The sequence below is a fragment of the Lysinibacillus capsici genome (genome assembly GCF_020217405.1).
Taxonomy (GTDB): domain Bacteria; phylum Bacillota; class Bacilli; order Bacillales_A; family Planococcaceae; genus Lysinibacillus; species Lysinibacillus capsici.
This window is the reverse complement of sequence record NZ_CP084108.1, coordinates 792,530-805,287: the sequence shown is the minus strand read 5'-3', so window position 1 is coordinate 805,287 and position 12,758 is coordinate 792,530. Positions and strand designations below refer to the sequence as shown.

At 34.6% G+C, this 12,758-nt stretch carries 12 protein-coding genes; all 12 read right to left on the bottom strand.

Annotated features, from left to right (window positions below):
• Nucleotides 1–29 precede the first annotated feature (29 nt).
• Nucleotides 30–572, bottom strand: a complete 543-nt coding sequence (locus tag LCP48_RS03785; protein ID WP_225340724.1) for a competence protein ComK — start codon at nucleotides 570–572, stop codon at nucleotides 30–32.
• A gap of 328 nt (nucleotides 573–900) precedes the next feature.
• Nucleotides 901–3,411 (bottom strand): preprotein translocase subunit SecA, encoded by a 2,511-nt coding sequence (gene secA / locus LCP48_RS03780; protein WP_004227534.1) that lies wholly within the window; start codon nucleotides 3,409–3,411, stop codon nucleotides 901–903.
• A gap of 144 nt (nucleotides 3,412–3,555) precedes the next feature.
• Nucleotides 3,556–4,107: a ribosome hibernation-promoting factor, HPF/YfiA family gene (gene hpf, locus LCP48_RS03775; protein ID WP_004227537.1), complete on the bottom strand. Its 552-nt coding sequence runs from the start codon at nucleotides 4,105–4,107 to the stop codon at nucleotides 3,556–3,558.
• Between the two features lie 90 nt (nucleotides 4,108–4,197).
• The gene (locus tag LCP48_RS03770; protein ID WP_004227539.1) at nucleotides 4,198–4,581 is read right to left on the bottom strand and encodes a PilZ domain-containing protein; all 384 of its coding nucleotides are present in this window, start codon (nucleotides 4,579–4,581) and stop codon (nucleotides 4,198–4,200) included.
• A gap of 181 nt (nucleotides 4,582–4,762) precedes the next feature.
• Nucleotides 4,763–5,173, bottom strand: coding sequence for a flagellar export chaperone FliS (fliS, locus tag LCP48_RS03765; RefSeq protein WP_004227541.1), 411 nt, complete (start codon nucleotides 5,171–5,173; stop codon nucleotides 4,763–4,765).
• Between the two features lie 203 nt (nucleotides 5,174–5,376).
• Nucleotides 5,377–5,736 (bottom strand): flagellar protein FliT, encoded by a 360-nt coding sequence (locus LCP48_RS03760; RefSeq protein ID WP_004227543.1) that lies wholly within the window; start codon nucleotides 5,734–5,736, stop codon nucleotides 5,377–5,379.
• A gap of 18 nt (nucleotides 5,737–5,754) precedes the next feature.
• The gene (gene fliD, locus LCP48_RS03755; protein ID WP_004227546.1) at nucleotides 5,755–8,004 is read right to left on the bottom strand and encodes a flagellar filament capping protein FliD; all 2,250 of its coding nucleotides are present in this window, start codon (nucleotides 8,002–8,004) and stop codon (nucleotides 5,755–5,757) included.
• A gap of 26 nt (nucleotides 8,005–8,030) precedes the next feature.
• Complete coding sequence (locus LCP48_RS03750; RefSeq protein ID WP_004227547.1) at nucleotides 8,031–8,420, bottom strand: flagellar protein FlaG; 390 nt, start codon at nucleotides 8,418–8,420, stop codon at nucleotides 8,031–8,033.
• Nucleotides 8,421–8,753: 333 nt separating this feature from the next.
• Complete coding sequence (locus tag LCP48_RS03745) at nucleotides 8,754–9,878, bottom strand: polysaccharide pyruvyl transferase family protein (protein ID WP_225340723.1); 1,125 nt, start codon at nucleotides 9,876–9,878, stop codon at nucleotides 8,754–8,756.
• Complete coding sequence (locus LCP48_RS03740; RefSeq protein ID WP_225340722.1) at nucleotides 9,875–10,552, bottom strand: acylneuraminate cytidylyltransferase family protein; 678 nt, start codon at nucleotides 10,550–10,552, stop codon at nucleotides 9,875–9,877. The genes LCP48_RS03745 and LCP48_RS03740 overlap by 4 nt, the downstream gene beginning before the upstream one ends.
• Nucleotide 10,553: 1 nt before the next feature.
• Nucleotides 10,554–11,690 (bottom strand): UDP-N-acetylglucosamine 2-epimerase, encoded by a 1,137-nt coding sequence (neuC, locus tag LCP48_RS03735; RefSeq protein WP_225340721.1) that lies wholly within the window; start codon nucleotides 11,688–11,690, stop codon nucleotides 10,554–10,556.
• Nucleotides 11,687–12,727 carry an N-acetylneuraminate synthase gene (gene neuB / locus LCP48_RS03730; RefSeq protein ID WP_225340720.1) on the bottom strand — a complete coding sequence of 347 codons (1,041 nt, stop codon included), beginning with the start codon at nucleotides 12,725–12,727 and terminating at the stop codon, nucleotides 11,687–11,689. Before neuB ends, neuC begins: the two co-directional genes overlap by 4 nt.
• Nucleotides 12,728–12,758 lie beyond the last annotated feature (31 nt).

The window sequence follows — 12,758 nt, the reverse complement described above, 5'->3', positions numbered from 1 at the left end:
CTATTCAGCAGATGTTTTATGGAATTAAGTCAACTATCCTGCGTCTCGTCCTCAAACATATTCTTGGCAAGACGTTGAAATACTTTCACACGGTCATACTGAACAAGTAAATATTTTGTTCGTTTCTCTAGTCTATATTTTAATAAAAAAGCTTTTTGAATCCGTGACTCTAACGCATTCACACTGACATCCACAATAAATTCCTTGCCATTCATAAAAGTAACCTTTGTCTTCTTTTTATCCACAGCTACATAGTCATCTATATGATGGACAGCGAACCAAATACAGTCAGGATGTAGAGGAGACCTACTAGGGAACCATAAAATATTACAACGTTCGTGCACGACAATAGGATTTTTATTAAGCTTACCTAGGATCATTTTCGAACCATCGAACGCTCCTCTTAAACTAGAACCAAAATAACGCAGATTAAAGTCCAATAATTTCGTTGGTGGTAGCGTAGATATATACACATTATTTTTCTCATACACCTGCGTACATAAATTTCCAAAGGAATCGTACACAGGCATATACATCATTGTTTCACTATTCATAACATCTTTTTTATGCATCTATAGTCCCCCTTTATACATTTTATGTTGCTTCCAGTCAAAATAAAAAGGAATATACTAATATGCGTACATTCCCGCTATTTTCAATGAGTAAGATTGCTTGAAAATCCCGATCCTCCTTAAGACTTAGTATCACAATCAAAAATTCAGGATAATAATAGGATCAATAATTTGCACTATATACCTATTATTACAGCTATTGTATACCCACATTTTTCAATTGTCTATAAATTCTGACTTTTAATACTAAAATTTCTTCATTTTTGAGTTATTTTACAAAGAAAAAATCATTTCAACACGTAGTTAAAATGATTTTTCCACCTAGATATTATTGAGCTGTGCCATGACAGTTTTTAAATTTCTTGCCGCTACCACATGGACATAAATCATTACGACCAATGTTTTCAGCTTTACGTACTGGTTGCTTTTTCGGCGCAGAGCCACCTTCTTCTTTTGGATTAACAGCCTGCCCCTTTGCCACCTCTTCACGCTCCAGATTATTGCGGATTTCTGCTTTCATCGCATATTTCGCAACATCCTCGCGAATAGAGGCTACCATATCCTCAAACATCGCAAAGCCTTCTTGTTGATATTCACGAAGAGGATCGTTTTGACCATAAGCACGCAGATGGATACCTTGACGTAGTTGATCCATTGCATCAATATGATCAATCCATTTTGTATCGATTGATCGTAATAAAATAACCTTTTCAAACTCACGCATACGCTCTGGTGTCAGTTCTGCCTCTTTTTCATCATAACGAACATGAACAGCATCAGAGATTAGCTGATTAATATCTTCAGCAGACTGGCCTTGGAAATCAGATACTTTAAGTTGACCTTCCTCTAAAAGATTAGCCGCTACAAAGTCTTCAATAGCCTTTAGGTTCCAATCCTTCTGTTCACCTTGAGTATACAGGCTAACAACATTATCGATTGTTTCTTGAATCATAGACTCAACAAGCACACGCATATTATCTGTTTCTAGCACATCATAACGCTCTTTATAAATAATCTCACGTTGCTGACGTAGTACATCGTCATATTGTAATAATCGTTTACGCGCATCAAAGTTATTACCTTCGACACGTTTCTGCGCTGATTCTACAGCTCTCGACACAACTTTAGATTGCAATGGCTGGGAATCATCCATACCTAAGCGCATCATCATCGACTTCATATTATCAGAGCCAAAACGACGCATTAAATCATCCTCTAGGGATAGGTAGAATTGTGTAACCCCAGGATTCCCTTGACGACCAGAACGTCCACGAAGCTGATTATCAATACGACGTGATTCATGTCGCTCTGTACCGATTACCGCTAAACCGCCAATTTCGAGTACCCCTTCGCCAGGTTTAATATCTGTACCACGTCCAGCCATGTTTGTTGCAATTGTCACTGCACCCTTTGTACCAGCGTTTGCAATGATTTCAGCTTCACGTTCATGGTTTTTCGCATTTAATACATTATGAGGAATTTTATGTTTATCCAATAGTTTAGAAATAATCTCAGACGTTTCAATAGCAACTGTACCAACAAGTACAGGTTGACCAGCTCTATGACGCTCTGCGATATCAGCAGCAACTGCTTTATATTTTCCTTCCATCGTTGCAAAAATCAAGTCAGCACGATCATCACGAGCAATCGGTTTATTCGTCGGAATAGCGACAACATTCATATTGTAAATATTACGGAATTCCTCTTCCTCTGTTTTCGCTGTACCTGTCATCCCTGCAAGCTTTTGATACATACGGAAGTAGTTTTGGAATGTAATTGTCGCCATAGTCATCGATTCATTTTGAATCTCAACGCCTTCTTTAGCTTCAATTGCTTGGTGTAAGCCATCAGAATAACGACGACCCTTCATCAAACGACCAGTAAAGCCATCAACGATCACAATTTCGCCATCCTGCACAACATAATCGACATCATTATGCATACTTACATGCGCCTTTAATGATTGATTGATCGCATGATTTAATCGAACATGTGTCAAATCAAATAGATTATCGATGCCAAATGCTTTTTCTGCCTTTTCCACACCTGCATCTGTTAACGTAACACCTTTTGTGGATTCTTCATACGTATAATCCGTTTCTGCATTTAACATACGCACAAACGCATTTGATTGTTTATAAAGCTGTGCTGATTTCCCAGCCTGACCCGAAATAATTAATGGCGTACGCGCTTCATCAATTAAGATCGAGTCCACCTCATCAATGACAGCATAATGCAATGGACGTTGTACACGTTCCTCTTTGTAAAGCACCATGTTATCACGTAAGTAGTCAAATCCTAGCTCATTGTTTGTACTATACGTAATATCTGCCTCATAAGCAGTACGTTTTTCATCTTTTGAAAGGCTATTTAAATTAAGCCCAACAGATAAGCCTAAGAAATTATAAAGTTGTCCCATTTCAGCAGCATCACGACTCGCTAGGTATTCGTTGACTGTTACAACATGTACACCTTTACCAGTGATGGCATTTAAATAAACAGCCATTGTCGCTGTTAAAGTTTTACCTTCCCCGGTTTTCATCTCCGCGATATTCCCCTCATCAAGAGCAGCTGCCCCCATGATTTGAACGCGGAATGGGTACATCTCTAATACACGTTTTGCCGCTTCTCGACAAACAGCAAACGCTTCGGCACGAATCGACTCTAAATGCTCACCCTCAGCATAGCGCTTTTTAAATTCATCTGTTTTCGCTTGTAGTTGATCATCTGAAAGCTGTTCCATTTGAGAAGCGAATCTCTCAACTTGGTCAGCAATTTTTTCTAATTTTTTTAGCTCACGTTTATTGAAATCAAATAATTTATTTAATAGGTTTGCCATGAATGTTTTTCACTTCCTATATAGATTCAACTTTCATTTTACCATTGTGTAACAGTTTCATGCAAACTGTCACCTCGACTACATAAGATTGTCATACCAAAAAAAGACCCTCGCCATCGCGAGAGCCTTCGTCATCATGAAGTTTTAAGTTGTTTCAATTAAGCCATATTTTCCATCTTTACGTTTATATACAATATTTGTGCCGTTCGATTCAGCATCTGTAAAGACATAGAAATCATGTCCAAGCATATTCATTTGTAGAACTGCCTCTTCTTGATCCATAGGCTTTAAATCAAATTGCTTTGTACGAACAATTGAATATTCTTCTTCCTCTGACACAGCATCTGCGGCTGCTTGAGTAGTAGCAAAATAAAGGCCTGCACCTTCACGCTCGCGGAATTTACGGTTTACTTTTGTTTTATGCTTGCGGATCTGACGCTCTAATTTATCAACAATTAGATCAACAGCAGCATACATATCATTATGACGCTCTTCAGCACGAAGAGTTAGATTCTTCATTGGAATAGTGACTTCCACTTTCGTTTGTTTGTCATTGTAAACCTTTAAATTGACATTAGCGTTGGCATTAACATCTTCGTTAAAATAGCGTTCAACTTTATCGATTTTGTTCTCAACATACTCTCGAATAGCTGGAGTTACCTCAATATTTTCACCACGAATGTTAAAGTTTAACATGTAAACTCCTCCTTTATAACTGCTATACTATCTATTTCTACACAAGTGTGTGAAATTCCTCTAAAATCATTCTTTTTTTTACAAAAATTTTTATGAATTATTATTTTGTTTTTTCGCTTCCGCTGCTTCCTTTTTTCGCCGAAGCTTTAGTTCTCCAACAATCAAATCTTCCACTGGTCCTTGATTATTAAAATAAATGCCGTATTGCTTGCCGCTCCCAAATGGACGACTCCAAATTACTTCTCCATACGCTCGAACTTCTTGTGTATCAAGCACAAAATGGATATCTAATGGAGGAGGGTTTATACCTAAATCCACTTCCGTAAACATCTTCAATCCACGTGGACTAATATCCAACAATTCAGCCATAGCCGTTTGTCCATGATTGACCTTTCCATTCTCATAAATAGCAAAAGTTATTTGAATCGGCTCCTTAAATTTAAATCGGAAACCTTCTTGACGCTTAAAGATCATATTCCCACCCCAGTACTCTTTTAAACATGTTTATTGCTTTGATTATGCCATGATGCCCAACTAACAGCCACAGGGAATAAGTAACATATTTTACCTTTGAATGACCTAATTTATGACTATTTCATAATCATAACGATTTAACAAGAAAGAGACCATCACTTTCGATGGTCTCTAATTGTGTCTAAATTTGTCCGCTGTTTCCCTGACCAAATTGCTGTTGTCGATTAATGCGAATAACTTCCTTCCACGTATCGCGAAATTCCGTCACCAATCCTTCCACTTCTTCAATAATGGCTACATCATTTTGAATGTTGGCTTCTACTAAACGATGATTCATATATTCATAAAGAGGTAGCATTTGTTTCGAAATCTCAATATCCATATTGAGTGTAGACATCAGTTCACTAATAATCGCCTGAGCTTTTTGAATGTTTGTATTTTTCTCTTGAATATTCTTATCTTGGATAGCTTGTTTCGCCTTATGCAAGAATTTCAAGCATCCATTATAAAGCATTAATGTCAGTTCGCCAGGTGAAGCTGTAGTCACACTATTTTGTTTATACGCGTTTTGTGCTGTTAAATTTGCTGCCAATAAAGGACAACTCCTTTGAAAGGTTACTTATTTACTAGTTTAAACCATTTTCCGAAGAAAAGCTATTTACGTCTCGGCGTAAATTTGTCTGGATTTTGAATTGTATGCTCACAATTCACTCCTTTTAAAAAGTCTATGACATCTGCCAAAGCTTTATCTTCATTCAGCTAGCAACTTCCACCACGATGAATGAAGATAAACGATTAATTTTTTTTGTCATAATACATGCCATCCATTACGCGAACATTCGAGTAAGGATTATAATATTGCTGTTCACTTTTCTTCGTTTTTTGTAGGTTTGCCATGTCTTGTTTAACTGCATCCATTACATCTGCTAAACGCTTTTTAATACCATTATCTAAATCTAGCAATGTACGATGAATGCGATTTTGTTCATCGAAACGAAATCCATCATTCATCAATTCTTCAATAATGGCACCACGCTTGTCTAACATGTTGTTAATAGTGTCGATATATTCATCTCGGTCTTCACCTTTTGGAGTTTCACCCAAATGCTTAAATAAATTTGCTGAAGCTTGCAATAGTTGATCTATTTGCTGCATATGTTTCCCCTACCTTATTTAGAAGCCTCCGCCTTGTTGCATGAACATTCCAGATTGCTGATTTGCCTTATTAATGGCCTGCTCCATTGCTGAGAATTGTTTCCAGTAACGTGCCTCAATATTTTTGAGCTTATCTTGCCATGTAGAAATACGCTTATCTGTATCAATTAAGTTTTTACCAATCGTATATTGTTGATCTGTCATTGTTGCACGGCCAGCTTTTTGTTCAATTGAAATTTTAAACTCATCCATTGATCCGCGCAATCTGGCAAGGTAGCCGCGCGTATCAACAACTTTACCATCTACAACATCTTTGTCTTTACCAGCATCATTTTTAAATAGACGAGCCACAGCATCTGGGTCTGCCTCTAATGCTTGACGTAATTTCTTTTCATCAATCTCTAGTGCGCCACCATCATTGTAATTTTTAGTAGTCGTGATACCGACACTGAATAATGTATTAAATTTTGAGTCTTCAAGACCAGGAACAGCTTCATAAACAAGTGAGCGCATTTTAGAAAGTCCGTCACGAAGAAGTGAATCGTTACGAAGTAAGCCACTTTTCGCTTTCTCTTCCCATAGCTTAATTTCGCTTTCCTTCATATCTTTTTTCTGATCTTCTGTTAATGGAGCATAATCACGATATTTCGTTTGTGTCGTTTGCTCTTTTAAATCTTTAATGAATGAATTGTACATATTCACAAAATCTTTAATTTTATTCATCATGTCATCAACGTTTGTTGTTGACGTTAATGTAACAGATGATGCAGTTGTTGTTGATGTTGGAGCACTCGGTAAATTATTTTTTGATTCCAATGCATCATCATATGCTGTTTTTGCTTGTGTCATATTAGAACCATGTGTAACTGCTGTTACTAAATCAGCTTTCGCACTTGCCAATGAGTTTGTTTTATCATGAACATCTTGTACCGCTGCGATTTCTTCGGTTGTTAAGGCATTCAAAATATTTAAATCTTCTGGTGAAAGTGATGTGTCGTTTCTCAATTCATCAAAGGTTTTTGTAGAAAGAGCATTTTTCGCATCGGCTGACAATGCACTGTAAACATTATCGTAAACAGAGCCAGCTGTTCTTGTTAAGTCAGTTTCTGTTAAAACATTCATTGCTGACTTCTCACTAGTTAGATTACTGAAGGCTTCAGCCTGTTCATGTGTGAAATTTAGATCAGATAAATCATCATTCTCAATATCTTTCGCAGCAAAGGCTACTCTTTGTTTATCTGTTAATGAGTTAATAAAATCCTGCGCATCTTGAGATAAACCTGTTACCGCTACACTAATATTTGTGTTTCTTGCATTTTTCAAATCATTTATCCCATTATTTACTGCAGTTTGATGTGTGCCTATTATACTTGTAAGTTCGTTATTCATCTGTGTAAATTTGTCATTAACATTACCACTTAATGTGATGCCATATTTTTGTTCAAATTCAGCAAAAACTTCATTTAATTTGTTTTCTGCATTCTCAAAATTTTTATTTGCAATATTAACAAGTTCATCGTGTGCTGCAGCTTCATTAAAAGTCTTTTTTAATGTAATGTTGTAACCATTAATAGAGAAAGAGTTTGATGCTCGCTCAGTAGCAATTCCATTCACTGTAAAGACAGCATTTTTTCCGGCAGATTCAGTTAAGTTTAGCTTTGTGAGAGCTACATCATTGCCACCTTTACTATCCAACCCTTTTATTTCTATTTTACCAGCTCCTGTATTTGTAGCAGTAAAAGAAAAATGACCATTTTCAAAAACCGCCGATACACCTGAACCACTATCATTTACTTTCTTAACAAAATCTTCTACTGTCATGTTGGACGTAATTTCAATTTCTGTTGCTTCTGTTGCTCCTGGTGCTTTAAAGGAAATAAATTTTGCTCCATCTACCAAAGTACTCATATTTGTAGAGTTACTTGCATACGTATTTCCACTCGTTGTACGGGCAGCCTCTGCTAATTGAGAAACTCCTTCAATAGAAAGTGTTCCTGTAGCCTTACTAGTAGCAATAGCAGATACTAAATCTGAATTTGAGCTACTTGCTGTTTTTGAACTTAAGTTTTTTATCACTAAGTTATCTGAAATGTACGTATCAAATGTTTTTAATTTTGTATTGACATCCCGATAAGCATCGCGTTGCCATTCATATTTTTGTTTATTTTGTAAAAGCTTATTTAATGGCGCTCTTTCTGCATTCATTAATTTTTCTACTAAAGCATCTATGTCCATCCCTGATGCTAATCCACCTATTCGCATTACCATAAATAGTCCTCCATTTTAAAATATAATTATATTTTTTCGTCTACAATCATCCCAAATAGCTTTTGCATTTCATAAAAAGCGTCTAGTAACTTTTTCGGTGGGATTTCTTTTAATACCTCATCAGTAGCACTATCTACTACAGTTACATAATAACGTTCTAAACCCTCATGATACTTAAACTTTGCAGCACTCTGATTTACTTCCAGCATTTTATTCATTTTATCGACAACTTCTTGTACTTTTGCTTTTGTTTCATCATCATTACTAAGTTGTTGTATTTGTTCAACAATCGGTGTAGCACTTTTCATTGTAGTGTCGCTTCCTTGCGTTACTACTTTCTCCACTGCTGGTGCATTAGAGGAGACTTGCTGTTGAATAGTTGCTGCACCAGTATCTGCATTTCCTGAAATGCGCATAATTTTATACCTCCTATAATCTAATACAAATATTGTTATTATTAGTATCGGACAAAAAAAAGAGAGTTACAGTTTTTTATTAATTACCTTTTAAACAGAAAATTAAAAGGTAAAAAATACCACAAAATTAATGGTATCTTAGTATATTGAAATATCAAATTTCAGCCACTAACTATTGTTCCTGTTCTTTAAATAAAATATCTTGGACAATAAGTAATTACAAAATATAGATGTTAAGATCCAAGAAAACTGAAATAAATAAAGTCGTTCAGGAAATTTAAATTTTCTGAACGACTTTCGAATACAGCTTATTATTAGAACATCAAACTAGGACTAACTACACGGAAATCCACTTCTACAATTCCACCATTCTTTAATTTTTTTATAATAAACTTCCTTAGAGTTCTTAATATACTCTTCTGCATCTATATTATAAAAATCATTACTAATAATTTTCTCAGTATATGCATTTAACTTAGAAACAAAATTTTTATTATTTGTATCAATTACTCGTTCTTTGTAGCCTAAATCATCATAAAGCTCAATGTGTTTAGGATAATTCAATATTGGCACAGTCGCAATATTTAGAGATATAGCACAAACATTCGCATGAAAACGCATTGCGTATATTGCTTTACATTGTCGATAATAATTAAATGTATCTAATTCTAAACCATGTATTAATGGGGCAATAGACAGTCTAGTTCTTACTAATTGATTGTCTAAACTTTCCATTATATCCATAATTGCTTCAAAGTCTGAATAAATATGAGGCAACATCATTATCTTATAGTCAGTTTCATTACAAATCTTTTCAATCACCTTACAAATTTCTTCTATAAAACATTCATATGGTATTTTCTCATATCTTATATCAGCCATGTCCTTAGCGATATTTATACCTATATATTTTTTTTTGTTCTTTTTATCTTTTATAATATCAGATAAATAAAAACCATTATCCATAGTTTTTAATATGTATTCTTCATACTGAGGGAAAAACTTTTTTACTATATCAAAAGAGCCTTCGTTTCTTACTGTGAAAAAAGAATTTTTTTCTTGTAATTTTGCAATAAAATCACTAAATTTCTTTATATTTTCTTTGTTAACTCCTTTATTTACATCTAATCCAATTGCATTAATTAAAATGGGGGTAGTTATCATATCTAGCTGCTCATTAGAAAGGTTAACTGTAGTCCCTGTTTCTGAATAATCCCAACATAGTTCAAACAAATTTCCACCACCAATAATAAACAAATCATGTTGATTCACCAAATCAATAAAATCATTATCAAACTTTTTATTATTCCATATTAAATAGTAATCTCTGATTTCTAATTTTGTAATCTCTATATCACAGCCTAATGCCTTTTTGAAATTATAATAAAAACTTTCGTGATTAGCTATATCACCAATATTTCCTGTAAAACTTGCCAAATGAGCTATCTTTATTTTCATCTCTTAATTAACTCCTCTAGTTTTTCTAAATCATCAAATTCGTCTATATCAACCATCTTTGAGTTGGTAATAAAAGCTAAATCATTATCATTTAAACTCGTGTTATTATTTAATGCGGGAATAGCATTAATATAAATTGATCCATCTACTATATAAATGTCTTGAAAATCCTGTCTTCGCACTGTACTGTTTTGTCTCAACAACGACTGCAGTTTACCATTTTCATCAATCGTTCGCATTAGGATTGGATGTTGTTTTGCTTTAGATACACTAACTAAACTATCTTCTTGACTATTGATTATTAATTCAATTGCTTTATCAATTTGTATAGTCGTTCGTAGAGGTTGAGTTGGTTGTAAAATTAAAACATAATCATATAATTCAGGTAAGTTTTCCAATGTATGTATAACTGCATCAATTATTTTTGCCTCATCTGTTGCTAATATTGACGGTCTCAAAAAAGGGACACTTGCTCCCCACTGTCTACTAATTTTAGCAATTTTTTCACTATCCGTTGTTACAAAAATATTATCAACATATTTCGATTGGAGAGCTGTCTCAATTGTATATGCAATCAGAGGTTTTCCCCCTACTTCGATAATATTTTTATTAGGTATTCCTTTACTCCCACCCCGAGCAGGAATGATGGCAACTATACGTTTACCTTTATACATTTTACTTACCTCCTATTGGGATAAATTGCTTTTGAATTGGAGAATTCCATAATTCCCTATTTTGTAACACTTTCATAAATCGTTTAACACTATCTCCTGCACCAAATATTGATTGTGGTTCTATATTTAGATATTTAATTTTATCTAAAGCTTGTAGAATATCTTGTGTACTTGGCTCTACATGTATTATATGTGGCAACTCTAATACATTATAACGACCTTTCTGCCGATTACCTATATCAAGTGAAGCTGTTGCATATACACCAGCTTCACGAATACCTGCACTTGAATTACCAATGATACTTTTCGCATGTTTTAAAAGGGTTAAAAAATATTCGAATCTTATAGAAGGAAAAATTTTTACATGAGTACATTTTTTTAGTTGTTCATACGCATCGAAAATTTGTTTGCTCCCTTCATCATTATTAGGATAGATTACAATAAAGTTATCGCTGTATTGTTGTATTGCTGTTACTACCTGATCTGCTTGATAACGAATAGTATCGATTTCTGTAGTAATAGGGTGGAACATAACAATGTGATAACTCTCAAATTTAATCCCATAACGCTCTTTCGCTTTAGATAATGACGGCAAATTTCCAGATTGCATGACATCTATATCGGGAGAACCAATCTCAAATATAGTACTTGAATCTTCACCTAGCTGTATAACATGTTTAGTCGCCTGCTCATTAGCAACTAAATGAAAATGTGCAAACTTTGTAATCGCATGACGAATTGATTCATCAATTGTGCCTGAGATTTCTCCCCCTTCAATATGTGCTACTCTTACATTATTAAAAGCTCCTACTATAGCTCCAGCTAATGCTTCAACACGGTCCCCGTGTACTACTATTAAATCAGGTTTATTTTCCTCAACATAATTACTAAAACCTATAATCGTATTACTTAACGTTATATCCATATTTTGATTTTCACGGGTATTTACAAATTGATATATATTCGAGAAACCATCTTTTATTACTTCTTTATATGTTGAACCATATTTAGATAACATATGCATACCTGTTACAAAGACTTGTAGCTCAAATTGCGCACTTTTTTCGACAGCAAGCATAAGTGCTTTTAATTTTCCATAGTCCGCTCGTGTACCTGTTAAAAATACGATGCGTTTCATTTAACCATACCCCAATCAATATGTATATCTTTTAATATATCTTTTGTAGCTACTTTACCTAAAACTTCATTATAGTGTTCTGCCTTTATTGCTCCAGTACCCGGGCGTTTCACCCAAAGATTTTCTTTAGTAAAAATTTCTCCCTTTTTTATTGGTTTAATCGATACGACTGTTGAAAAGGCAAAATCAATTGTCACTTGTTCTTCTTTTGCAGCTTCTTTAACACCTCCCCGCATTCTGGCAATTTGTTTACTTCCTTCAATAAGATTTTTTAGTTCTTTCGGCGTCATTGAACATTCAATATCAGGACCTGGACGATCCTTGCTATCGGTAAAATGACGTTCTAAAATACTCGCGCCTAATGCTGTAGCAGCTAAACATGCATTATTATTTACTGTATGATCCGATAGTCCGATTACCGAGTTTGGAAAAGCCTTTTGTAGTTGCTGCATACCTCCTAAGCGAACTAATTCAGGTGGTGTTGGATAAATATTAGTACAATGGAGCAATGCATAAGGGACATTATAACTTTCCATAATTTCAACAGTTTTACTAATACTTTTAATATCATTCATACCTGTTGATACAATCATTGGCTTACCATAAGATGCGATATGTTCAATTAAAGGGTAATTATTGCACTCACCTGAACCTATTTTATAAGCAAGTACATTCATTCGTTCTAAACGCTCTGCAGCTGCACGTGAAAAAGGTGTACTAATAAAAATCATACCTTTAGCTTCTACATACTTTTTTAATTCAATTTCTTCTTCTTCACTTAATGCACAACGCTCCATTACTTCATAAATTGACACATCGGTATTACCTGGTACTACTTTTTTTGCTTCTGAACTCATCTCATCTTCCACTACATGTGTTTGATGCTTAACCATTTCGGCACCAGCTAGATGTGCAGCATCTACCATTTGCTTAGCCACTTCAAGTGAACCTTCATGATTAATACCTATTTCTGCAATTACCACTGGTGGATAACTTAAACCAATTTTCCTATTAGCTATTTGAAAATCTGTATACATAAATATCACCTCTATATTTTATAGAAAAAGC